The following is a 24666-nucleotide window of genomic DNA, read 5'->3' on the forward strand; positions in this document are numbered from 1 at the left end:
CACTGACGTGTTTCCCCCTCCCTGTGAGGGGGCTTTTTTTATGGGCGGACGATAGAATAGGGGCGGTGCGTTGTTCATGGGGTGTGCTGAGTGAAACACCTCTGTGCCAATGAAGTAAAGCGGTGGGCGATCGCTGGACTGGGTCTTGCCTTTTTGGGGATGCCACCCGCGATCGCCGGCACGAATACGCTCAAAGATTCCCCCAAGGCCTTGGTGGATGAGGCGTGGCAAATTATCTACAAAAGCTATCTGGATCGCAGCTTTAATCGTCTTGATTGGCAGGGCATTCGGCGGGAGTTGCTCTCACAGCCCTATCGCGATCGCCAGACGGCCCATCGGGTGATTCAGCAAACCCTTCTGCGGCTAAATGATCCCTATACCCGCTTTCTGCCGCCCGAAGAGTACCGGCAACTGCTGCTGCAAACCCAAGGCCAGCAGGTGGATGTGGGTCTAACCTTGGTGGAGTCGGGGGAACTCTTTCGCATTCAAGCGATTCAACCCGGTTCTGTGGCCGCCAAGGCAGACCTCAAGGTTGGGGATGAAATTTTGGCCATCAATGGCCGTGGGAGCGATCGCCTGACATTGGAGCGCGCCACCCTTGCTCTACGGGGGCCTGCCGGCAGTAAATTGCGCCTGCTCGTGCGCCGTGAGGGCAAACCCCAACCCTTTAGCGTCGAACTCACCCGCGCTGGCGAAATTCCTCGCACCGTCAATTTTCAAATCCTCAACAACCCGCGGGTGGGCTATATCCGCCTCAGTGGCTTCAACAGTCGCTCCCAACAACAGATGCAAGAGGCGATCGAACTTCTGCAACGGCAGAACGTCCAAGGCTTTATCCTTGATTTGCGCCACAATCCGGGAGGGCTACTAGAAGCAGGGATTGAAATTACTCGCCAATGGCTCGATTCTGGGGTGATTGTGCGCATTCAACAACATCAGCGGGAAGAGGCGATTCGTGCTCGCCAAGGCGCCTTGAGTCGGTTGCCCCTCGTGGTTCTCGTCAATCAGGCCTCCGCCAGTGCCAGTGAAATTTTGGCGGGTGCTTTGCAGGATCAGGGGCGGGCAACGGTTGTCGGCACTCCTACATTTGGTAAGGTGCGGGTTCAAGCGGTTCATGAACTGGGGGATGGCTCTGCCCTTGTAGTAACCGTGGCCCGCTATTTGACGCCAAGGGGTCGCGATATTGCCGCCGGGGGCATCACCCCCGATGTGCTAGTGACGGTGGATCCCAGTACCGATCTCGAACTGCGGCTCAATCCCAATTTAGTGGCTCGACCCACGGATCCAATGGTGGCCAAGGCCTTAGAATTATTGAGCACCAAAATCAGTAATGCCCGTGCTACCCATGTCCACTGAGGCCCTTGTTGTGCCAGCGGCACCCGCGATCGCGCCCGCACCCCGTCCCCTACGATTGGGCGTTTTAGCTTCTGGCAATGGCTCCAACGTTGCTGCCCTTGCGGAGGCGATCGCCCACGGCGAACTGGCCGCCCAGATTCAAGTCCTGATCTACAACAATCCCGATGCCTTTGTGGCCGAGCGCGCCAAACAGTGGCAAATTCCCAGTGTCCTCCTCAACCATCGCCACTACCCCAGCCGGGAAAGCCTCGATGCTGCCATTGTCGAAACCCTCAAGGCTCATGATGTCGAGTGGGTGGTGATGGCAGGCTGGATGCGCATTGTAACGCCGGTGCTGCTCAACGCCTATCCCCAGCGGGTAATTAACCTGCACCCCAGTTTGCTGCCGAGTTTTCGGGGGTTGCGTGCCGTCGAGCAAGCCCTTGCTGCTGGCGTCAAGATTACAGGGTGCACGGTGCATCTGGTGGAGGAGGAAGTGGATAGTGGCCCAATTTTAGTCCAAGCAGCGGTGCCGGTTTTTCCCGATGATACGCCCGCAACCCTCCATGCCCGCATTCAAGTTCAAGAACACCGCATTCTCAAGCAGGCGATCGCCGACATTGCCGCACGGCAATCACAAGCTTCCTGCTGACCCTTGGCCAATAGCAAAAACCACTAAGGGCGAGGGCAGTGGCACACTTCAACCCTCTTTTCTGATTGGCTTGGGGACTGCGTCGGAATCCTTTTCGCAGTAGGGTACATTGATTCGGGTTAGGATCGAGCATGATCAGCGGGAAGTAGCCATCTTTCTTCAGATAGCGGGGCAACCTCACCTGCGCAAAGCTGTACAGCCCTTGCTGAGCCTTTTTGAGCAAGCCGAAAAACCACCTGAAGGCTCTGTCCACTGCTTTGAGGGTTTGCTGAGCGATGTCGGTATTCAGTCCGACTCAAACCCCGTATTTGGTTCTGCGGCAGTCCCCCCTATAAATTCCCTCTGGTGGGGGAAGTCTCTGGGGAGCGTGTTCCCGAAAATAGCAGGCATCATAACTAAATAGCAGGCTGATTATTTCATTTTCTATGGTTTTGTAACGAAATGTTGCATTTTCTCAGATTAATCCCTAGCATAGAGGGTAAGGTGTGGTAGCTATAGGAATCATGAAAACGCCACGTTGGACACGACTCATTGACTTCCTACAGCGGGAGATGGCACTGCCCACCGCTGCCATTGACTTCGGCCTCAAGCACTGCGATGAGCAGGTGAATCTGTTGCCCGTGGTTCTCTGGCAGTATGGCTTGGTGAGCCTAGAGCAGCTTGACCGCATCTTCGACTGGTTAGAAGCAAGTCAGTCCTAGTGGCGCTCTCAGAATCCCTTCATCAAGACTTAATGAAGCGTTAATGAATTACGGTTTCCTTGGCCACAAAGTCGTAGCTCTGGGAAATACCTAATTGTTGAGGCAGTGAAATTGGGCTTTGCCAACCCACGGGTTGAATGGACAACAGGGGCGAAGGATTTTTGAACGTTCCCCAAAGGTACACCTTCTTACCCAGCAGCTCAGGCGGAACGGTAATCTCGTAACTGCAACCATTATTCCCTGTGGGTGTCAGACTGGCAGTGGCACCACCCACTGGAAAGCCACCGGGGGAATGCAGTGTGGCATTAATGACAATCTCATTGCAGGAGATGGAAGGAGATTTACTCACCTTGCCAATAATGGTCGGACGTACTCGTACCTTATTGGGGAGTTTGAATTGCACATTACTTGGGGGTTGCAATTGCACAGTCTGAGTGGAGGCTAGAGGCACTGCACGGCTCACCGCTGGGCTGAGGACAAGGGCGAGGCTAGCCAAGAGCAAACTTTGTTTATTCAGCATTTGAGTCGATCCTTTGTGTGAGTGAAGAGAACGGTTTTGTCAAACCCCGATGGGGTGAATACTCTTATCCTAGGGGGGCTAACCAAGAACACCTGTGGCGTTTCTCACCCGCAACCGATGAGGCTCATCACCAAGGGCTGTGACGGTTCAAGCTGTTGAATGGCGGAATAGACCAGTGGATCACTTGGGAATAGGGGAGTGGCTCTGTGAGCAAGTAGCCTTGAATGGCATCACAACCAAGGTGCTGCAGGAGCTGTCCTTGACCCCACATTTCTACGCCTTCCGCAACTGTGGAAATCTCTAAGCCCTTGGCCAAGTCAATGATGGCTTTGACAATCGCCTGATCTTGGCTATCCTCTTCAATGTCGGCGATAAATGAGCGATCAATTTTTAAGCCGGTAATCGGCAATTGTTTCAGGTAGTTCAATGAGGCATAGCCGGTGCCAAAATCATCCAGCGTAATCCCTACCCCAAGGGAACGTAACTCTTCGAGAATCAACTGGGTTCGTTGGACATGGTGAATGGCTGCGGTCTCGGTAATCTCTAAGGTCAGTAATTCGGGAGAAAGGTGAGCTTCACGCAGACACTGGCCAACTTCTTCGACCAGATTCCTGTGCAAAAACTGTCGGGCTGACAGGTTCACCGCTACCCCTACCCCCGCTAATCCCTGTTGTTGCCATGCGGAGCAATCCCGACAGGTCTGTTGGAGAACCCAACGACCAATAGTAAGGATCAAACCATTTTCTTCGGCAATATCGATAAAGTATTTTGGATAAAGCAATCCCTGCTGGGGATGGTGCCAGCGCAGCAATGCTTCAATGGCGTGAATTTTGCATTTTTTTAAATCCAGCTGCGGCTGATAATAAATCGAGAGTTCGCCCCGCTCAAGAGCAGTATGGAGATCATTTTCAAGGCGCAGGAGTTCAGGAGCAAGGGCATTGAGGCTGTTGGTGTAAAACTGATACGTATTGCGGCCGCTTTCCTTGGCGCGATAGAGGGCAGTGTCAGCATTGCGCAGCAGCACATCGGCGGATTGACCATGGTCAGGATAAACAGCAATGCCAATGCTAGCCGTAATGTGGAGATGGTGGCTATCGAGGACAAATTCGGGCTTGAGGGCATAGAGAATGCGTTCAGCCACAATTGCCAAGTCATCGGGGTGGTGTACCATTGGCAGGAGCACCGTAAATTCATCTCCCCCCCAGCGGGCGACTGTATCGGTTTCCCGCAGACAATGTACTAGCCGCTCTGCCACTTGTTGCAGCAACTGATCACCCACCGCGTGGCCAAGGGTGTCGTTAATGACCTTAAAGCGATCAAGGTCTAAGAACATGACCCCTACTCGCTGCTGGAGGCGGCGGGCTTCGGCTAGGGCCATGGGCAGGCGATCGTCAAAAAGGGCACGATTGGGCAGCCCCGTGAGCAGGTCATGGAAGGCTTGGTAGTGAATCGTGTTTTCTGAGAGTTTGCGATCAGTAATATCGACAACCGTGCCCTCAAAGTAGGCCAGACGACCTTTATCGTCATAGACAGCACGGGCATTTTCGCAAATCCAGATGATTCGACCATCCTTGCGATAAACTTGGGACTCAAAGTCAGTGACGACTCCTGTGGCAGTCAGAGCCTCGATAAATTCGTCACGACGGCGAGGGTTAACGTAGATTTGATGGGCAATGTCGGTGATGTGGGTTTCCAAATCTTCGGCGGAGTTGTAGCCGTAGATGCGGGCAAGGGCTGGATTCACTTTTAGGTAGTGACCATCGGGTGTTGATTGAAAAATCCCTTCAGTGGCATTTTCAAAGATACTGCGGTATTGGCTTTCGGCAAGGCGGAGCGATCGCTCGATTTCTTGGCGCTCCAGCACATTGGTAAATACTTGACCCATCACTTGCAGCAGCGGCAGGAGGCTCTCTAGGTGGGAGTGAACTTGACGTACAAAGTCTAACCCCAGAAAGCCGATCAACTCTTCACCACGATTGAGGGCAACCACCAAGAGAGATTGAATTTGCTGGGCTTCTAGACCTTGGCGATCCGGGAAATCCTTGGGCAGGTTTTGGATGCAAGGCCAGATGACATGATGCTGGCTCTGAATTTCCTCGAAAAAACGGGGATAGTCTTGGGTCACAATCCCCTGAAGCTGATCCTGCTGAGGTTCAATGCCGGGGGCACACCATTCGTAGGTATTGGAAAAGCTCCCTTGAGTACTAGGATCACGCTCAAAAAGGTAGGCGCGATCGGCCTGTGTCATTTCTCCCAATAGACCGAGCACCTTATGAATAGCTTGGGGAATCTCCGTCAGGGGTAAGTTAATAAACTCGCTGGCTACCGTACTAATTAGTCGTTCGTAGCACAGTTGCTGATCCAGTTGGGTTTGGCGGGCTTGCTGTGCTCGTTCGGTGCGAATACGCTCTAGTTCAGCGGTTACCCGTACAGCAAAGATTTTGAGCAGACTTTCAATGGCAGCAATCCGTTCAAGGGGTTGGCAATGCATGAGGGCAATAATACCGAGGGTTTCCCCCCTAGCATTGCGGAGGGGCACGCCAACATAGGATTCAATCTGCAAGTTTCGGAGCATTTCATCCTTGGGGAAGAGGCGCGCTACGCCATGGTTGTAAAAGCAGGTATCGGCTGTCAGTACTGAGGCACAGGGGGTATCGGCCAAGACATAGCTGAAGGGGGGTTGCAGCTCACCCCGATAACTCAAGGCAACTGTAGTAACCCAATCCTGCTGGTGGCCACTGAGTTCGCCAATCAAAACGTAGTCAATCCCTAAGCGCTGATTCAGATAAAGCGCAAGGTCACGGCAAAAGTCATTGCCCAAGCTTTCATTGAGGTGAATAATCGGCTGCTCGAGAGCGTCGTACAACTCTTTCCAAGTAGTAATGTCAGTAATTACACCATCAATGGCGATGACTTGGCCTTGGGCATTGAGCACGGGAATTCCCTGCTCTTGCACCCAGCGGGGTTGACGATCCCGATGCAGAATGCGGTATTCGATGTTGTAGGGCGTGGCGTGGGCGATCGCCTGCTGTAATGTCTCAAGCACAAGGGGGAGGTCTTGGGGATGGATGATTTGATTCCAGCCCTGATCACCCCGATCATAAAATTCGCTGGGAGTATAACCTGTAACGCCATAGCAGCCCTGACTGAGGTACGTCAACCGCCATGGTGGTGTGCTCTCGCAGGAAAAGATGAACCCTAAGAGTTGATCGAGCAGTTGGGTGAGACGATGAGGATTGTCGGCAAGGGGGCTATGGCTTGGCTCATGCTGGAGAAAAGCAATAATGAAGCCACTAACTGCACTGGGTTCCTTGAAGGGAACTAGTGTGAAACAGAGGTTGCGATAGCAACTTTGCAGGGGCATTTGCTGTTGCCAGCATTGATCCAGAAAGGAGACTAGGGCAACATCCTGAAGGAATGAAGCCACTGAGAGGTGATTCCCCAACAGTTGCTGGCCAATGCTATTGATGCTAATGATTTGGTATTGGGGTGGGCGAGGGGAATGGTGATCAACACCCAGCAACAAGAGTCCTTGGCTACTGTAATTAAAAAGAATCTCCAAGAGGCGATCGCCCATGGAGAGAGAGGAAACGGCCTGTGTCGTATCTTGCAGGGGAGACGGTTGAACCACGGCCAGTATTTCTCAGTTTTCTAAATTTTGGCTCTTAACCTATCTAGTCTAGACAATACTGACGAGCATGAACTGCTAAATAGAAAACAGTTTACTTCCCAGTAATGCTATTCCTCCTGTCAGCGCAAGGGTGATGAGATACAGACGACGACTGAGACGAAGAGCCGATAAAATGATGCCTTGATCAATAGGATAAAGCAGTTTCCCCAAAAAGGGTTTCACCTTGGTTTGACCGCGATAGGTATTGACGCCGCCAAGGCGAACACCAAGGGCGGCGGCGTAGGCACACTCACTCCACCCTGAATTGGGACTGGGATCTTTGGGGGCATCACGGCAACACCACTGCCATACCCGCTGCCATTGCCCTGAGGACAGCGCCACTAAACAGACCAGCCAGCGGCAGGGCAGCCATGTCAACAAGTCCTCAGTTTTAGCAGCAAACCAGCCCCAGTGGGTGTAGGGCGGCTCACGGTAGCCAATCATGGAATCAAGGGTACTCGCCGCTTTGTAGGCCATAACCAAGGGCAGGGGCGTGAGTTGAGGAACGCACAGGGTGGCGATCGCCCCATAAAAGAGTGGCGCCATCATGCCATCGGTGGCATTTTCACTGACGGTTTCGAGAACAGCGCGCAGAATCTCTGGGGGATCTAAATTGGTAGTTTCTCGCCCCACATATTTCGCCAATGCTTGGCGTGCCTCCTCAAGATGACCGCTCGTTAAAGGGGCAAGTACTTCCTCGGCGGCATCCCGCAAACTGCGACCTGCAAAGCCACTGGCAGTTCCAATGACGGCCACCCCCCAGCCCAGTAAGGGGGAAATCTGCATCCCCGAGGAAACAACTCCCCAACTGATGAGAGCAGAACCAGCGATTAAACTAAGGGTAAGCAGCGCCCCTCCCAACCGCTGTCCCCAGATTGGCCAGCCTTGGCCATAGTTGAACCTGTTGCTGACGAATTGGATATAGGCTCCCATCCAGCGCACCGGATGCGGCCAGCCCCAAGGATCGCCAAGGCCAAAGTCAAGGAGGGCAGCAGCCAGAAGAATCGTGTAGGCAATCAGCTGGCAAGACACAGGACGGATCCATGGGAGCGATCGCTCATTTTAGAACCTTAGCGCCACCCAGCCCGATCCATAATCCGCAGTGCCTCGGCATTGTTGCGGCCAAACACCGCCGCATTGACATTCTGGCCACGAAAGCTGCCAAATTGTTTCACAATCGGATGCACGGGCACCCCCGAACGCACTGGATATTCAAAGTTGGCCATCGCAAACATCTCCTGCGCCTTGGGACTCACCAGATACTCCAAGAAGCGAATTGCCGCCTGACGATTGGGGGCACCCGCCACCACACCGCCGCCACAGATATTCACGTGGGCACCGCGATCGCGCTGATTGGGGAAAAACAAGCCCACCTTCTCAGCAACTGCACGATCTTCTGCTTTATCTGAAGCAATTAACCGTGCTAGATAGTAGTGATTGGCAATTGCAACACTGCCAACACCGGCAGCACAGGCACGAATTTGCGCGGTATCATTCCCCTCCGGTGGGCGGGCAAAGTTTTGGGCTAGTCCCCGCGCCCATTGTTCCGTTTTCTGGGCACCATGAATGGCTAGCAAGGATCCCGTTAGAGACTGATTGTAGACATTGCTGGAACTGCGACTGAGAATTTGCCGCTGCCACTTGGGATTAGCCAGATCTTCGTAGGTGGAGAGTTGGTTGGGATTCACTTTGGATTTATCGTAAATCAGGACACGCACCCGCCGTGAGAGACCAAACCAGTGTCCTTGAGGCTCCCGTAGGTTTGCTGGCACAACACTGTTGAGTACCCTTGACTGAATGGGTTGCAAAATACCCGCCTGTTGTGCTCGCCAAAGCCGACCCGCATCCACCGTAATCAAGACATCAGCAGGACTACGGCTGCCTTCACTGCGAATCCGCTCAATCAGGGCGTCAGCTTCAGCTTCAATGATGTTCACCCGAATTCCGGTCTGCTGCGTAAAACCGTTGTAGAGGGCTTTGTCAGTGTCGTAGTGCCGTGCTGAATAGACATTGATCACACCACCCGCCTGCTGCTGTTGGGCATTGCTCGATTCAGCCTTTTGATTCCAGAGGTGGTGGGCAACATAAGCCGTTGCTGCGGCGCCCATGCCAAGCAATACACGGCGACCTACTTTCTCCATAGTTGAGAATCTCTCCTAAATTCAAGCTGAGAGATATTCTAAAACTACCCGTGCGTCTTTGCAATTTTTTCGCAATAAGTTTATCCCTTGCTGTACCACCACTGGCGATCGCTAGGGGCTAGCTCCACCCAATAGAGGGTAATCACCATCATTGCCCCCGTTTCAATGTGGCGTACCCAATAGCTGGGATGCCGTTTTGTGGCACTATCGAGGACAAGCCGTCGGCCAATGCGCCGCCAACTGGGTTCTTTGCTGCGCCAAGCAATGCGACAACAGGGCCACGGCAACTGCTCACGGTCAAAAAGGCGACAACAGGCACCGACCACTTCATAGCTAAAGGAATAGCCGGGACTGTAGAACTGAGTCCCACTCACCAAGACAAGGGGTTGTTCTATTGTCGAAGATGCGCCAGTCAAGGACGTGTGCTAGCATGCAGGCCAACTTGCCAGTGTATCAGGAATCCCCCCTAGGGTTCTTGGGCGGCAATCAAAAGGGCACAGCAGCTAAAGCCGATGACCAGTGGAAACAAAGACTGAAACCAGCCACTCAAGCCCGTAGTGACTAGGGCGATCGCCAGTGCCAACATCTGTAGGCGTCGTTGCTGCGGCGAGAGTGCAACCGGCAGGTCAATGAATTGCAGCCCCTCAGTGGGCAAGGGTAGGGGCATCACTCCCCCCGGCGGAAATGCCCAATACTGGTACTGCTCAATAAAGAGATCTGTCCAGCCGTGTTCTTGGCACCAGGCCACTGCGGACTGATAGGAGTATTTGAGTAATTGCAACGAAGGATGACGATCCATAGGGGCACTGGTAAGGGCAAGACAATCAACATCTCTATTGAGAACATAACAGAACTGGGAAATCTGTTTGGAACGCTTGTAGTAACTCTTAATCCTTTTGCTTGGGAGAAAATTAAGATTCCCGAAAGAGGTCAGCAGATATACTAAAAGATAGATAGAGTGAGTTATGTCAGAAAGCACCACGGTTCCTACACAACTGTTCGTTGCAGACCTTTGATGTAAAGAAGTGTTTATTTATGTTTTGCAGTGAGGGGTGTTGTTAAGCCATCAATTCATGGTTTTCAACAAGCATTAAATTTCCCTCAAACTCCTATGAAATCTTGCTTTGTAATGAGTCCAACCCAATCATGAAATCCCTTAAAAACCATCTAGGAGGCGGTCATGTTGCTGGAGGCACCGACTGTACCGATTTCACCTGTTGCCTTGCTCCATAGCCTGTTAGAACTGCGGCAGGAAATTACTAAAGAGGGGGAAGCCCGTTTTCAACAGTGGCAATCAAAAATTAAGCGATCCGAATTTATACCTAGTGCTCGTAACTTGGCCTACTATTTGGCCTTGCGCTGGCGAGATCTACGGGCAATTCAAATGGCCTTGATGCCTTGGGGGTTATCCTCCTTAGGACGGATCGAGTCGCGGGTGTTGCCCAATTTAGATGCAGTAATCAATACTCTGGGTGCCCTTTGCCATACCCATGAGGCATTGCCCCCCCGCCCACCCCTTGATGCCTTCTTTGCGGGCGATCGCCAACTGCGCCGCCAAACGGAAGAACTCTTTGGCCCGATTCGTGGCAAACGCCATGTGCGGATCATGGTGACACTCCCCACAGAGGCTGCGACTAATCCCCAATGGAGTATTACGCTCCTACGCAAGGGGATGAACTGTGCCCGCATCAACTGTGCCCACGATGACCCCGCCACTTGGGAAGCCATGATTGAGCACCTACGAGCGGCAAGTCACATTACGGGTCAACCCTGCAAAATCCTCATGGACTTGGGCGGCCCCAAACCCCGCATTGCCGACATTTTTCCAGAGGTGGTGCGTCTCCATGGGGGCGATCGCCTGCGGTTGACCACGGAAATTTGCCCTGAGGGCGGAGAAATACCGCAATTCACCTGCTCCTTGCCCGAAATTTTGCCGCAATTGGAGGGGGGGCAGCGGATTTGGATTGACGATGGCCACATTGGCGGTCGCATTGTCAGCAAAGATGCCCAAGGGGTAGAACTCACCATTACTCACTGCAAAGAAGGACAGCGGCTGAAAGTGGCCAAGGGCTTGAACTTCCCGGATAGTGATTTGCGCCTCTGTCCGCTGACCGAGAGCGATCGCGAGCATCTGGCCTTTGCTTGCCGCCATGCCGACATTATTGGCTACTCCTACGTCCAGTCCGCCGAGGACATTGCTCTGCTGCAACGGGAATTGGAACATTGCTGTGGCGATCGCGCCGACCAGATGGGCATCATTGCCAAAATTGAAACCCCCAAAGCGATTCGGGCACTACCAGAAATGATCATCCAAGCGGCGGGGCGGCAACCCTTTGGCGTCATGATTGCCCGCGGGGATCTCGCTGTTGAAATTGGTTACCAACGCTTGGCGGAAATGCAGGAGGAAATCCTCTGGCTCTGTGAAGCTGCCCATGTGCCTGTGGTGTGGGCCACCCAAGTCCTTGAAAACTTGGTGAAAAAAGGCGTGCCCTCCCGTGCAGAAATCACAGATGCTGCGATGGCAGAGCGAGCGGAGTGTGTCATGCTCAACAAAGGCCCCTATGTGGGACTGGCCGTGGATATTCTGGATGATGTCCTTGCCCGCATGGAAGCCCACCAGCAAAAGAAAACACCGCAACTGCGGGCACTGCACTCTTGGCGTCCCTATGAACCCACTGTCCACCAATAATCCCTAGAAGCGGCGGTCATTAGCCCTCAGAGAGAATGCTGGGGCGAATTTTATCCCCGTCCCGCAGGGGGCGACCCGAACGGACGACATAGCGATCGCCGGCATTCAAGCCACTGAGGATTTCCACTTTACCCTCTCGCCGTTGGCCAAGGGTGACCTGCCGCTCCTGCGCGCGATCGCCAACCACCACAAAAACGCTGCCCCGCCGGGAGGACAACTGCCCCTCTTCAAAGCCACTTAGCGCCGACTGGGGAATCAACAAGCGTGGCGCCTTCGCTCCTTGGAAAGCGACCCGTGCCAGTAAACCACTCCCTAGGCGTTCATCGGCATTGTCAATCAGGACTTCCACAGGAATCAGACGGGCATCGGCTGCCGCTGGCGAAATCCGCGTAATACGCCCTTGGTAGGTGCGGTTGGGGACGGCATCAAACGTCACTGTTGCTCCTTGGCCGGGCGCTAATCTCGCTAATTCCCGTTCCGAGACTTCAACTACCACTTTAAGCTGACGAATATCGCCAAGGCGGAGAACTTCTCCCCCCGGTTGCAGCAGGTTGCCCACCTCCGTGAGTCGCTCTAGCACCACCCCATTGAGGGGCGATCGCAGGAGGGCTTGATTCAACCGTGCCCGTGCCTGTTGGACAACGGCCAGTTGGGCTTGTACTCGTCCTTGGGCAACAGCTACTCCCTGTTGAGCCGTCACCACTTCTGCCTCGCGGGAATGGAGAACCTGCCGTGCTGTTTGCGCCGTGGTGCGTGCCTGTTCCGCTGCTTGCGCTGAGACGGCGCCATCCCGCAGCAGGGTTTCAAGGCGTTGGGCATCACTTTCTGCCTGTTGGAGGGTGAGACGCGCTTCTTCGACAGCCGTACGGGCACGATTGACAGCGGCTTGGGCTTGGATCACTTCATTGCGGCGGGCAGCGAGTTCTGCCTCTGCTTCAAAGACCGCATTTTTTAGGACAACGGCATCCACCTCCGCCAACAGTTGTCCCGATTGCACGCGATCGCCCACATCCACACTGAGACGAAGGACTTGCCCTTCCACCTGCGATCGCACCATCACTTCACGGTAAGGGCGAGTGGTGCCCGTGAGGGTTGAGCCTATTTCCAACTGTTCCAAGCGTGCCACCGCCACATCGGCCACAACCCCCTCACGGTCTGGACGCGCGACTGCGGGTGATTCTAAGCGACTCATTGCCGACTGGCAGCCCCCCAAGAGCACTGCGATCGCGATCGCCCCCAGCCATTGTTGCTTCGCCATGATTTGTCTAATCATCTTCCCAACTGCTGCCGATAGCCTATCACACTGTCCCCAACTGCATCAGTAACACCTCCCAGACGAGGCGAGGCTGGACGTACTGCTGTAAATATTGGCGGGCACGCTCCAATTGCTGAAGCAGCGCAACGCACCGAGGGAATTCTCCCCCCTGCCAAATTTGCTGCTGCATTAGACCGAGGAGCCAGAACTGCCGTTCCACGTCAAGGGATTGGCTAATATCCCGTGCCAACTCCAATGCGGTTTGTAAAGGGAGGGGCGTCGTCAATTGTTTGCCGAGGTGGCGGAACGCCTCAGGGATCTCCCGCCATGTTTGCCACGCTTGCAAAACGGCTCCTGGCGAGCCAGCTCCCAAGTCAAAGAGGGCAGGGCTAACCTCCTGCCAAAATTCAGGGGGGGCAACCCGTCGCAGCACCTGTTCGAGATCGGAACGATTGAGGGGATAGAAGGGAATCTTCTGGCAGCGGGAGACAATGGTATTCAAGAGCGCCGAGGGACTAGGGGCAATGAGAATCAACGTGGCCCGCCCCGGTTCTTCAAGGGTTTTCAGCAGCGCATTGGCAGCGGCTTCGTTCATCGTTTCAGCTTGGGTCAAGACCACCAGCGATCGCGGGGCACGCATGGGCGGTTGGCTGAGGTGACGGCTGAGTTGGCGAATCTGCTCGAGACGAATCTGGGGGGGACTGCGGGGAATTTCCTTGTCCGCGGCAAGGAGTTGGCGACGAGTGTAGAGGGTTCCCTGGGCACTGTAGGTGGGTTCCAGCCAGAGGACGTCGGGGTGGTTGCTAAGGTCACTGTCCTCTTTCAGAATGGCTTGCAGAAAACAGCGAGCCGTCAAGGCACGACCCACGCCTTCAGGCCCAACAAAGAGATAGGCCGGTGCCAGTCGCTGGCGATCGAGGGCATGGGTTAACAGTTGCACAGCGGTGGGCTGACCAATGACCGGGTGAAACCAATTCATGACTTCGGGAAATGGGCTTCAACATAGGCAATGGCACTGGCGCGATCGCTGACAAGGCCATCGAGCATCGCCGCTCGCAAGGCAAGGAGAATTTGCCGTAACTGCGGTCCACGGGGATAGCCCAACTGTTGCAGATCATGGCCATTTAAGGGCGGCTTTTGCACGCGCCACTGCCAGAGATACTCCCGCAGTAAGTTGACATCCGCTAAGGCGGCCTCGCTACCCACAGCCTTGAGCACTGCTGCCAACAGCACAATCAGCGGTAGGGGATGGCTCTCCAAAAACTCCCAGCAGTGACTGCGCTGTTGCGTCGTGTCCCGCAGTGTCTGCCATGCGTCTTGCAGTTGAGGAAAGCGATCCAACCACCCCCAAATGTGCTCTCCCAGTTGCAGTTGGCGGGCGATCGCTCCCGCTGTGGGCACGGTCACAATCAATGCCAAGAGTTCCAGCTCCCACAAAGGAAAGGTTTGCCACTCCCGCCGCTCAGGAACCTGTGGCCACCACTCCCACACTAGTCTTAGGCGCACCTTGGCCGCCTGATCAAACCTCACTTGGCGATCCAAACAGTCAAGCGCCCCCAACTCCGCTAGCAGTGTCAAGGCGCGCTCACCGCCAAATTGTTCCGTGGGGGCAAGGGGCAGTTCGAGGATGTGGCGCAGTTCATTGCGCAGCCGACTTTGCAGGGAAGGCCGCTTTGAGGTGGGGCGATCGCGGGTAGCAAAAACACCGCTGGTGAGCGCATATTCAATGTACTGGCGGGTTTGCGGCTCCACTTCAAATCCCAGACGCACAGCAAAACGCACAGCGCGAAAAATCCGCGTTGGGTCTTCGATAAAACTATTGGGGTGGAGCACCCGAATCAGTCTCCGTTGCAAATCCTCCCGGCCACCAAAGAAATCAAGGACTTCGCCGTGGCGAGGGGGTGTTAGGCGCATAGCGAGGGCATTGATGGTAAAGTCGCGGCGGTAGAGATCTTGGCGAATCGAACTGGCGGCTACTTCCGGATGCGCGGCGGGATAGGGATAAAACTCACTGCGGGCGGTGGCAATATCCACGGCAAAACCCGCCAAGGGCGAGGCCTTTGGCCAATGGAGTGCCGCGGTTTGAAACTGACCATAAATTTGTAAATCGGTCTCTGGGTAGAGCGTATGGAGCGCTTGCGCCAGATGCACGCCGGCCGCCTCCTCCTGTTGCACGCCATCCACTACCAAGTCAAACTCCCGTGTGGGTAAGTGGTGATTCCCTTGGGCGATCGCCAGCAGCAGATCTCGCACCGCGCCGCCGACAAGGTACAGTTGCCAACCGCGTTCCTTGGCGATCGCTGCCGCCCGCTGCAAAAGTGTCCACAGTTGCTCCGGCAGCCGTTGTTGTAGGGCGTCGTAAAGGTTTAAGGTCGGCAGAGGGCACACCGTTTCTGTCTCGCGGCTGAGGGCATAGAGATGGCGCAGCACATCGGTACGGGTAACAATGCCAACAAGGTCACCCTGATCATTGACCACCGGTAATCGCCCAATATCGTACTGCACCATCAGGGCTTGAATCTCAGGGAGTGGTGTGGTGGGGGAAATTGTGCGCACCGGTGCTTTCATATAGCCTTTGACCGGAGCATGGCCAAAGCCATGGTGCAGCGCTACATCTAAATCGCGCCGTGAAATAATCCCCTGAAGCTCCCCTTCAGCACTCACCACCGACAGACCAGAATGGCCATAGCGCAGCAAGACACGGTGGGCATCGGCAATGGGGGTTTCGGGGCGTACCGTGCGCACGGGGGAGGACATCAGTTCTGCGGCTGTGGGAGGATGGGGAATCTGCGCCTTGAGGGCACTGAACAGGTCTTTGAGAACCGCCTCTGGCTCCCCTGTGGTCATCGTCACCGCAGCGGCTTGGGCATGGCCACCGCCCCCAAGGGGAGCCAGTAAATGGGCAACATTGACATTGGGAATTTGGCTACGGGCAATAATGGCCAGATGATGTTGACGATACTGATGGCCAAGGAGCAGGGCATCGGATTCACTGAGATCCGCCAGTTGGGTAATTAACCGCGAGAGACCGGGGAGATACTCCTCAGTGTGTAGCAGAACCCAGCCCAAACGATAGCCCTGATAAACCACTTGCTGGAGATTGGCCCAAGCCTGCCGTAGCAGGGGCTGTAAGGTTTCACTCAAACCATCCTCGGAATAGGTGGCGATCGCCCGCTGATTGGCTCCTTGGGTCAACAGCCATGCCAAGGCCTGCACATCCCGCACCGTGGTTTGTTCAAAGGTCAGGGAGCCGGTATCTGCGTGAATTCCCAAGGCCAAGACGGTTGCTTCTGTGGGGGTGAGGCTAATCTCCGCGGCCTGCAAGTGCTCGCAAACGATAGTACTGGTGGCTCCAACGGGTTCTAGCCATTGCTGCTGTGGCACAATATCCCCCGCCATCTCTAAATGGTGGTCGTAAAGGCCAATTTGTACCTGTGGCTGATCGAGCCAGCCTGCGGCTTGCCCCAACTGGCGGCGCCACTGCGTATCCACCACCCAAATCTGGCGCAATTGACTGGGGTCAACGGCTCTTGCTTCAATGAGGGGATATTCATCGCGATGGTAAGCCAAAAACTCCCCCACTTTGGGATGGGTACCCCCTGTTAAGACAATTTTGGTTCCCGGATAAAGGCGCGTGAGACCGACGGCTGCCCCAAGGGTATCAAAATCAGCAATTTGATGACACAGGACAACATCCATCAACGATTCCGCAAGGGGACTGCAATCATAGCGTAACTTAGTGGCCTAGGCAATAAATGAGTACAAAAATTAGTGTTAAGTCTTTTAGTACAGGAAGGGAATCAGTTTTTTCACCGTCTGCCGATAGCTTGCGTAGTCCTTAAACTTGGCCGACAGCCACTGTTCCTCCTGAGCGGCCTTGCGGTCAAAGAAAATAAAGAGGGCGATCGCCCCCAGCCCGTGGGAGAGACTCATTTGCCATACGCCATAGGCCAACGCCAAAAAGATGACACTGCTGTAGATAGGGTGGCGCACCCAGCCATAGACCCCCGTGGTCACTAACTGACTGTCCTCCTTGGGATGGGGTAGGGGCGTCAAGTTGTTCCCTAGGTGAGACAGACCCGCAATGCCTAAGCCAAGGCCAATGAGACCCAGACCAAGGGTTAACCCTAGGCGCACCGCAAAGGATAAGGTAACCACTTGGACAACGGGCAGCAGAATAAAGCCAATACTGAGCACTGTTTGGCCAATGACCCAAAACTCTCCTCGCTGGTTGCGCCACCAGTCTTTGCTGAAGCCCCACTCTTGCAATTTATTCACGTTGGCTGCTGTTGTTAGGGGATACCTTGAATTCTAGCGATCGCTAGAGGCTTCAGGCAGCAACTTCACTGGCTTCGCACTGGCTTTTTTGGCCTTGGTTTGCCCACTCCCCAGTTTGCCTAGGGATTCTTGGAGGGTTCCCATCGGACAAATCGCACACCAAGCCCGCTGATTGAAGAGCACCCCCAGGAGAATGGCAACAATGGACGTGACAACGCACATATTGACAAAGAGGCCCCCCACCGCCATCCAGTTGCCCCATGCCAACGTCATGCGAATCGCAAAAACCGTCATGATGAAGCTAAACACCGCCCAACGAAAACTCTGTTTTTTGAACAGTTTGGGGTGGGGACGGTGCGGACTAAAGTGATAAAGCACAATGTCAAGGAAGGCGCCGCGAGGACACAGGTTGCCACACCAGTAGCGGCTGCGAAAATAGGCCAGCACCGGAATACCCAGCATCATTGCCAGCATCAGGTACCCCAGCCACGGATACCAAAGACCACCGATCGCAATCAAAAAGAACAGCCAAATTGTTGCCCACTGACTGGGCTTGCCGCGCAACGATCGCTTCATAGCCAACCTATCCTTATAGTCTTATATGAATATAGAGTTATTTAGTCAAAACCGTCAAGACCTTGCCGCCCTGCCTTCATCGTTCTTTACCTTAGGCGTCAATCGCTACCCGTGTCGCTCTAGCGCCAACTGCACCAAACGATGCACCAATTCCGGAAAGGGCACGCCACTGGCTGCCCACAATTGCGGGTACATGCTCAGGGCGGTAAACCCCGGCAGCGTATTCACTTCATTAATCAGTACTTCACCGCTACTGGGCACATAGAAGAAATCAAAGCGGGCAAGGCCAGCCGCATCAAGGGCTTGAAAAGCGTGCAGCGACATGGTGCGGATCTGCTCACTCACGGCTGGGGGAATCTCGGCAGGAATATGGAGCTGAGCACGGCCATCGGTATATTTGGTCTCGTAGTCGTAAAACTCACTGCTGTAGGTAATCTCCCCCACGACAGAAGCTTGGGGCTTATCATTGCCGAGCACGGCACACTCTAGCTCACGAGCGGTGACAGCCGCTTCCACAATAATGCGGCGATCCAGTTCGGCCGCGGCCTCAAGCGCGGTCGTCAATTGTTGGCGATTTTTGGCCTTGGAAATGCCCACCGAGGAGCCAAGATTTGCAGGTTTGACAAAGCAGGGATAGCCCAATTCGGTTTCAATGCGATCGCACAAATGGTTGTAGCGGCAGGGATCCGACCACAGATCATTGCGCTGGAGAGCGATGTAGCGCACTTGGGGTAAGCCCACCGCCCCAAAGACCGTTTTCATCAGAATTTTGTCCATACCAATGGCCGAGGCAGCCACCCCCGAACCGATATAGGGGCGTTGCATCAGTTGCAGCAGGCCTTGCATCGTCCCATCTTCGCCATTCGGGCCGTGGAGCATCGGGAACCAAACATCAATAGTTTCGGCAACCGCAGGAAAGTGCCACAGGGAGTCTTCTGGTGCTGCGCCATGGGGGATGCCGACATGGTCTGTAGAGCGCCAGCGGCCATCTTTTTGGATGTAGATGGGAATCACTTCATAGCGATCGCGATTGTCGCCCTCGGCAAAGGCTTGGGCGATCGCTGCCGCTGAAACTACGGAGACCTCATGTTCCCGTGAGCGACCCCCAAACAATAACCCAACCCGCAGACGACCCATAGTGCAAACCCGTGTGAATGTGACGGTTTCTTGGTAGGATTTTCAAGGATTATACAAAGTTTGGGAGTTGCTATGGACGTGGGGCAAAAAGTGCGCGTCTGTCGAATTCGCGATCGCGTCGCCCAAGACATCATTCAAAAACTCGGCCAAGTGGGTCAAATTACCGGTTTTAAGATGACCGATGGCAGTGGAGTTGGCGTCATTGTCACCTTTGACGATCGCTTTAGCACTTGGTTTTTTGAGGACGAAATTGAAGTCGTCGGCTAATTCCTGTCCTAGCGCCTTTTTCGCAGCAACTGAGCGGGGTCAATAAGACCTCAGATTTGGATCCCACTGAATCCGATAGAAAAAGGCTGCATTAGTGGTACGTTGTATTGTGGTGCACTTGCACCAAAAGCTGCATTCCACTTTCAGTCTCGATCGTTGTGCCCCCTAGGGAGCGATCGCCCTCTGAAAAACGCAAATGAATTTACCTAGACAGTAGGCAAACGTCCATGGTCATATCAGCAGAACGAACCAATGTAGGCTTTATTACTCAGGTCATTGGCCCTGTCGTTGACATTGAATTTCCCAGTGGCAAAATGCCCGCCATTTACAACGCCCTGCGAATTCAAGGCAAAAACGAGGCCGGCTTAGACGTGGCTGTAACCTGCGAAGTGCAACAACTCCTTGGCGATAACCGTGTCCGTGCCGTTGCCATGAGCAGCACCGATGGCTTAGTGCGGGGGATGGAAGCCGTAGATACCGGTGCCCCCATCAGCGTGCCCGTAGGCACAGCTACCCTTGGCCGCATCTTCAATGTGCTGGGTGAACCCGTGGACGAAAAAGGCGCTGTTAGTGCTACTGAAACTCTGCCCATTCACCGTCCCGCCCCCAGCTTTACGCAACTGGAAACCAAGCCCTCGGTGTTTGAAACCGGCATCAAGGTGATTGACCTACTCACCCCCTATCGCCGTGGCGGTAAAATTGGCCTCTTTGGCGGTGCTGGTGTCGGCAAGACCGTGATCATGATGGAACTCATCAACAACATTGCCACCCAACACGGTGGGGTCTCGGTATTTGCTGGCGTGGGCGAACGCACCCGCGAAGGCAATGACCTCTACAACGAAATGATTGAATCGGGCGTCATTGACAAAAACGATCCCAGCAAATCCAAAATCGCCCTTGTGTACGGTCAAATGAACGAACCCCCTGGAGCACGGATGCGCGTGGGTCTGTCGGGGCTGACGATGGCCGAATACTTCCGCGATGTCAACAAGCAGGATGTGCTGCTGTTTATTGATAACATCTTCCGCTTTGTGCAAGCCGGTTCTGAGGTGTCGGCGCTACTGGGTCGGATGCCCTCTGCGGTGGGATATCAGCCCACCCTCGGTACGGATGTGGGTGCCCTGCAAGAGCGGATTACCTCGACCACCGAAGGTTCAATTACCTCGATTCAAGCAGTTTACGTGCCTGCGGACGACTTGACTGACCCTGCTCCGGCTACGACCTTTGCCCACTTGGATGGGACAACGGTGCTCTCCCGTGGTCTAGCCGCAAAAGGGATTTACCCCGCTGTGGATCCCCTTGGCTCCACCTCCAACATGTTGCAGCCGGACATTGTGGGTCAGGAGCACTATCAAACCGCACGGGCCGTCCAAGCCACCCTCCAGCGCTACAAAGAGCTTCAGGACATTATCGCCATTTTGGGTCTCGATGAACTCTCTGAGGAAGACCGCCTGACAGTGGCGCGGGCACGCAAAATTGAGCGGTTCCTGTCCCAGCCCTTCTTTGTGGCGGAAGTGTTCACCGGTGCCCCTGGCAAATACGTCACCCTCGAAGAAACTATCAAAGGCTTCCAGATGATCCTCAGCGGTGAGCTGGATGATTTGCCCGAACAAGCCTTCTACATGGTGGGCAATATCGAAGAAGCCAAAGCTAAGGCTGAAAAACTCAAAGCCTAGGTTTCACAGGTGTCCATACAGGGTGGGGCAACCCGCCCTTCGATCATATTGAGTGGCAAGGGAAGCGTTATGGTGATGACCGTCCGGGTAATTGCACCCGATAAAACTGTTTGGGATGCCCCCGCTGAAGAAGTGATTTTGCCCAGCACAACGGGGCAATTGGGTATTCTCTCAAATCATGCCCCCCTCTTAACTGCCTTGGAAACGGGCGTGATGCGGGTGCGCCAAGACCGCGAATGGGTGGCGATCGCCCTCATGGGCGGCTTTGCCGAAGTTGAAAACAATGAAGTGACGATCCTCGTCAACGGCGCCGAGCGTGGGGACACAATTGACCTTGAAAAAGCCAAGGCTGAGTTTGCCGACGCCCAAGCCGCCCTCGCTAAAGCTGAACAGGGGGACTCGAAACAAGCGAAAATTCAAGCCACCCAAGCCTTTCGTCGTGCCCGTGCTCGCTTGCAGGCCGCAGGGGGTGTGGTCGAGATTTAGCCCCTTTCCTAGCTGATGGAGTTGAAGACCTCCCCAAATTGTCTGGGGGGGGTTTTATTTAGTGAGCTTCCTCCGTCTGCTGCCGCAGGTAGGCTTGGATAAAGGGATCAAGGTCACCATCCAGCACGTCTTGAATGGCCGTGGTTTCCACCTCCGTGCGCAGATCCTTGACCAATTGGTACGGATGGAAAACATAGTTGCGAATTTGGTTGCCCCACGCTGCCTCAACAGCATCCCCGCGAATATCGGCAATTTCCTTGGCTTTTTGCTCTTGGGCAATCACCAATAGCTTGGCTTTGAGAATAGCAAGGGCTTTTTCCTTGTTTTGCAGTTGCGATCGCTCCTGCGTACAGCGGACGGCCAAGCCTGTTGGTTTGTGGACAATACGCACTGCCGTTTCCACCTTGTTCACGTTTTGCCCCCCCTTGCCACCACTGCGGGAAGTGGTAATCTCCAAATCGCTTTCCGGGATCTCAACCGTAACGGATTGATCTAGTTCCGGCATCACATCCACGCCCGCAAAGCTCGTTTGCCGTTTGCCATTGGCATTAAAGGGAGAAATGCGCACAAGGCGATGGGTACCCTTTTCAGAGCGCAGATAACCATAGGCATAGCGACCGCGAATTTCCAATGTCGCCGATTTGATACCTGCCTCCTCCCCTTCTGATAACTCTGCAAGATGGGTCTGGTAACCGTGGCGCTCTGCCCAGCGGGTGTACATTCGCAGCAACATTTCTGCCCAATCCTGAGCATCAGTTCCGCCAGCACCAGCATTAATTGTGAGAATGGCATTGTTTTTGTCGTAGGAGCCACTAAGGAGTTGTTCTAGTTCCCAGCGACTCAACTGGGCGTCTAAATCCTTGAGCAGCGTGGTCGCCTCTGTCACCAGCCCTTCATCCGGCTCTAGCTCCAGCAGTTCCAGTGCCGTTTCCACGTGTTCAATGGTTTTTTGCCACTGCTGAAGTTGGTTGAGGGCGTCTTTGGCTTCGGTCAACTGCTGGAGCGTGCCTTGGGCGATCGCTTGATCATTCCAGAAGTCGGGCTGCGCGGCGGTGTGCTCAAGGTCGTGAATCTTGGCGTTTAAGGCCGCCGGGTCAAAGATAGTCCTGGGTATGACCCAGGCGATCCCGCAACAAAGAAAAATCGCGTTTGAGCGTACTTAAATCAATCATTCTACGATGCAAAAGAGAAGAATTCTGTTGATATTTTAGCAAAGGCTTGCCCACTTCCTCACTGTGGCGTCGGGCATTTCTAAACTAGCTTCGGGGTTGAGTGACCGAAGGTTAAGCTTCTTACCCTTGCCCTGTGTCCCTTCCAAGTGTCACCATGATCGATAGGTGAACTCTGGGGAATCTAACCTATGGCCATTAAGAACCCACCTGAAGTACCCCGCAATCGCTGGATTGGTAATCTACTTCTTTTCGTGGGGTTGGGATTTCTCCTGCTGAACTTGCTTTTTCCCCAACTTTTTGCCCCCCGTCCACCTCAGGTTCCCTACAGCATGTTTATCCATCAGGTGCAAGAGGGAGAAGTGGCTCGCGCCTACGTGGGTCAAAATGAAATTCTTTATCAACTCAAACCCCAAGGGGATAAGTCACCGCAAGTACTAGCGACCACGCCGATCTTTGATCTAGAGTTACCTAAGCTCTTGGAGGAAAAGGGAGTTGAATTTGCCGCTGCCCCCCCACCGCGCAATAGTTGGTTGTTGAATGTCCTTGGCTGGGTGATTCCACCGATTGTGTTTGTGCTCATCTTTCAATTTTTCGCCAGTCGTCAAGCAGGTGGTGGGCCTCAGGGGGTGCTCTCCATCAGTAAAAGCCGCGCTAAGGTTTATGTCGAGGGTGCGAACACGGGCATTCGTTTTGATGATGTGGCTGGGGTTGAGGAAGCTAAAGCGGAACTGGTCGAGATTGTTGATTTTCTGAAAAATCCCCAACGCTATATTCAAATTGGTGCCCGCATTCCCAAGGGGGTGCTGCTGGTGGGGCCACCGGGAACCGGGAAAACCCTGCTGGCCAAAGCCGTTGCGGGGGAAGCCAATGTCCCTTTCTTCTCCATTTCGGGTTCGGAGTTTGTCGAGCTATTTGTGGGTGTCGGGTCTGCCCGCGTACGGGATCTCTTTGAGCAGGCGAAAAAGCAAGCCCCCTGTATTGTCTTTATTGATGAGTTAGATGCCATTGGTAAGTCCCGTTCCAGTGCAGGCTTTTATGGCGGGAACGATGAGCGGGAGCAAACCCTGAACCAACTCCTCACAGAAATGGATGGCTTTGATGCCACGGAGGCAACGGTGATTGTCCTTGCTGCAACGAACCGACCAGAAACCCTTGATCCGGCATTGCTGCGCCCTGGACGCTTTGACCGCCAAGTGTTGGTCGATCGCCCCGATTTAAGTGGTCGGGAGGCAATTTTGAAAATTCATGCCAAAAAGGTGAAACTGGCCCCTGAAGTGGATCTGCACGCGATCGCTGCCCGTACACCAGGGTTTGCTGGTGCAGACTTGGCCAACCTAGTCAATGAAGCAGCCCTACTGGCGGCTCGCAATCAGCGGGAAGTGGTGACGCAGCAGGACTTTGCCGAAGCCATTGAACGGATTGTGGCTGGCCTTGAGAAGAAAAGTCGTGTCCTCAATGACAAGGAAAAGAAAATTGTTGCCTACCACGAAGTGGGTCATGCCCTTGTTGGCTGTGCGCTGCCGGGCAGTGGTCGGGTAGAGAAAATCTCGATTGTGCCCCGTGGCATGGCGGCCCTTGGTTACACATTGCAGTTGCCGACGGAGGACCGCTTCCTGCTTGATGAGCAAGAACTGCGTGCCCAAATTGCCACATTGCTGGGGGGGCGATCGGCAGAGGAGATTGTCTTTGGTACTATCACTACTGGGGCAGCTAATGATCTGCAGCGGGCAACAGATTTGGCAGAGCGAATGGTGCGCAGCTACGGCATGAGTAAAGTCCTTGGTCCCCTTGCCCTTGAGCAACAACAGGCGAGCTTGTTGACGAACAATGGCATGATGCTACGGGCAGTCAGTGAGGAAACGGCTCAGGCCATCGATCGTGAGGTCAAGGAAATTGTTGAAGCCGCTCACCAGCAGGCCCTCAGTATTCTCAAAGAAAACCGTGACCTTCTCGAAGCGATCGCCCAAAAACTCTTGGAAAAAGAAGTGATTGAGGGCGAAGAACTCCACGAACTACTGGCTCAAGTAAAAACTCCCACCGCTGCCTAACCAAGGGAGTCTCAAAAATCCAAGAAAACGCCAAAAAAAAGACCAGCGGATTACTGGTCATTC

At 54.3% G+C, this 24666-nt stretch carries 21 protein-coding genes; 8 read left to right on the forward strand and 13 right to left on the reverse strand.

The window, feature by feature from the left end; translation table 11 throughout:
- Positions 1-90: 90 nt before the first annotated feature.
- The 3 genes from NBE99_RS09475 to NBE99_RS09485 all read left to right on the forward strand — a co-directional run bounded on the left by NBE99_RS09475 (position 91) and on the right by NBE99_RS09485 (position 2688).
- Complete coding sequence (locus NBE99_RS09475) at positions 91-1356, forward strand: S41 family peptidase (RefSeq protein WP_250681840.1); 1266 nt, start codon at positions 91-93, stop codon at positions 1354-1356.
- The gene (purN, locus tag NBE99_RS09480) at positions 1346-1987 is read left to right on the forward strand and encodes a phosphoribosylglycinamide formyltransferase (RefSeq protein ID WP_250681841.1); all 642 of its coding nucleotides are present in this window, start codon (positions 1346-1348) and stop codon (positions 1985-1987) included. The genes NBE99_RS09475 and purN overlap by 11 nt, the downstream gene beginning before the upstream one ends.
- 503 nt (positions 1988-2490) lie before the next feature.
- On the forward strand, positions 2491-2688 hold the full coding sequence (locus NBE99_RS09485) for a DUF2949 domain-containing protein (RefSeq protein WP_250681842.1): 198 nt from the start codon (positions 2491-2493) through the stop codon (positions 2686-2688).
- Between the two features lie 40 nt (positions 2689-2728).
- On the opposite strand, the gene NBE99_RS09490 is transcribed toward NBE99_RS09485, so the two are convergent.
- From NBE99_RS09490 to NBE99_RS09515, 6 genes are all read right to left on the reverse strand, one after another.
- Positions 2729-3208: a hypothetical protein gene (locus NBE99_RS09490; protein WP_250681843.1), complete on the reverse strand. Its 480-nt coding sequence runs from the start codon at positions 3206-3208 to the stop codon at positions 2729-2731.
- A 127-nt stretch (positions 3209-3335) separates the two neighbouring features.
- Positions 3336-6839, reverse strand: coding sequence for an EAL domain-containing protein (locus NBE99_RS09495; RefSeq protein WP_250681844.1), 3504 nt, complete (start codon positions 6837-6839; stop codon positions 3336-3338).
- 75 nt (positions 6840-6914) lie between these two features.
- On the reverse strand, positions 6915-7910 hold the full coding sequence (gene cbiB, locus NBE99_RS09500; protein WP_250681845.1) for an adenosylcobinamide-phosphate synthase CbiB: 996 nt from the start codon (positions 7908-7910) through the stop codon (positions 6915-6917).
- Between the two features lie 38 nt (positions 7911-7948).
- Positions 7949-9019 carry a Fe(3+) ABC transporter substrate-binding protein gene (locus NBE99_RS09505; RefSeq protein ID WP_250681846.1) on the reverse strand — a complete coding sequence of 357 codons (1071 nt, stop codon included), beginning with the start codon at positions 9017-9019 and terminating at the stop codon, positions 7949-7951.
- Positions 9020-9099: 80 nt separating this feature from the next.
- Positions 9100-9435: a hypothetical protein gene (locus tag NBE99_RS09510; protein WP_250681847.1), complete on the reverse strand. Its 336-nt coding sequence runs from the start codon at positions 9433-9435 to the stop codon at positions 9100-9102.
- 50 nt (positions 9436-9485) lie between these two features.
- A complete protein-coding gene (locus NBE99_RS09515) occupies positions 9486-9818 on the reverse strand; it encodes a hypothetical protein (protein WP_250681848.1) in 333 nt (110 codons plus the stop codon).
- 381 nt (positions 9819-10199) lie between these two features.
- Here NBE99_RS09515 and NBE99_RS09520 point away from each other — a divergent pair, with 381 nt between their 5' ends.
- Positions 10200-11708, forward strand: a complete 1509-nt coding sequence (locus tag NBE99_RS09520; RefSeq protein WP_250681849.1) for a pyruvate kinase — start codon at positions 10200-10202, stop codon at positions 11706-11708.
- A gap of 19 nt (positions 11709-11727) precedes the next feature.
- On the opposite strand, the gene NBE99_RS09525 is transcribed toward NBE99_RS09520, so the two are convergent.
- The 6 genes from NBE99_RS09525 to NBE99_RS09550 form a co-directional block, all read right to left on the reverse strand.
- Positions 11728-12966 carry an efflux RND transporter periplasmic adaptor subunit gene (locus NBE99_RS09525; protein ID WP_250681850.1) on the reverse strand — a complete coding sequence of 413 codons (1239 nt, stop codon included), beginning with the start codon at positions 12964-12966 and terminating at the stop codon, positions 11728-11730.
- A 40-nt stretch (positions 12967-13006) separates the two neighbouring features.
- Positions 13007-13942: a DNA polymerase III subunit delta' gene (locus NBE99_RS09530; RefSeq protein WP_250681851.1), complete on the reverse strand. Its 936-nt coding sequence runs from the start codon at positions 13940-13942 to the stop codon at positions 13007-13009.
- Entirely contained in the window at positions 13939-16662 is a 2724-nt protein-coding gene (locus NBE99_RS09535; protein ID WP_250681852.1) for a CBS domain-containing protein, read from the reverse strand. Before NBE99_RS09535 ends, NBE99_RS09530 begins: the two co-directional genes overlap by 4 nt.
- Positions 16663-16746: 84 nt before the next feature.
- Positions 16747-17241, reverse strand: a complete 495-nt coding sequence (locus NBE99_RS09540) for an isoprenylcysteine carboxylmethyltransferase family protein (protein WP_250681853.1) — start codon at positions 17239-17241, stop codon at positions 16747-16749.
- Between the two features lie 33 nt (positions 17242-17274).
- Positions 17275-17817, reverse strand: a complete 543-nt coding sequence (locus NBE99_RS09545) for a 4Fe-4S binding protein (RefSeq protein WP_250681854.1) — start codon at positions 17815-17817, stop codon at positions 17275-17277.
- Between the two features lie 105 nt (positions 17818-17922).
- The gene (locus tag NBE99_RS09550) at positions 17923-18954 is read right to left on the reverse strand and encodes a D-alanine--D-alanine ligase family protein (RefSeq protein WP_250681855.1); all 1032 of its coding nucleotides are present in this window, start codon (positions 18952-18954) and stop codon (positions 17923-17925) included.
- 72 nt (positions 18955-19026) lie between these two features.
- On the opposite strand from NBE99_RS09550, the gene NBE99_RS09555 reads away from it, so the two are divergent.
- The 3 genes from NBE99_RS09555 to atpC all read left to right on the forward strand — a co-directional run bounded on the left by NBE99_RS09555 (position 19027) and on the right by atpC (position 21383).
- Positions 19027-19221 (forward strand): DUF2862 domain-containing protein, encoded by a 195-nt coding sequence (locus NBE99_RS09555; RefSeq protein WP_250681856.1) that lies wholly within the window; start codon positions 19027-19029, stop codon positions 19219-19221.
- Positions 19222-19448: 227 nt separating this feature from the next.
- A complete protein-coding gene (gene atpD / locus NBE99_RS09560) occupies positions 19449-20897 on the forward strand; it encodes a F0F1 ATP synthase subunit beta (RefSeq protein WP_149817323.1) in 1449 nt (482 codons plus the stop codon).
- Between the two features lie 69 nt (positions 20898-20966).
- Positions 20967-21383, forward strand: a complete 417-nt coding sequence (gene atpC / locus NBE99_RS09565) for an ATP synthase F1 subunit epsilon (RefSeq protein WP_250681857.1) — start codon at positions 20967-20969, stop codon at positions 21381-21383.
- A gap of 58 nt (positions 21384-21441) precedes the next feature.
- On the opposite strand, the gene prfB is transcribed toward atpC, so the two are convergent.
- Positions 21442-22555 (reverse strand): peptide chain release factor 2 gene (prfB, locus tag NBE99_RS09570; RefSeq protein ID WP_250681858.1). Its coding sequence is split into 2 segments (ribosomal slippage): positions 21442-22479 and positions 22481-22555, totalling 1113 coding nucleotides; the frame shifts between segments, so codons are not numbered across the junction.
- Between the two features lie 188 nt (positions 22556-22743).
- Between prfB and ftsH4 the strand changes: the two genes are divergently transcribed.
- Positions 22744-24603 (forward strand): ATP-dependent zinc metalloprotease FtsH4, encoded by a 1860-nt coding sequence (gene ftsH4 / locus NBE99_RS09575; RefSeq protein ID WP_250681859.1) that lies wholly within the window; start codon positions 22744-22746, stop codon positions 24601-24603.
- The last annotated feature ends 63 nt before the right edge of the window (positions 24604-24666 follow it).

Source organism: Thermosynechococcus sp. HN-54, from assembly GCF_023650955.1.
Taxonomy (GTDB): domain Bacteria; phylum Cyanobacteriota; class Cyanobacteriia; order Thermosynechococcales; family Thermosynechococcaceae; genus Thermosynechococcus.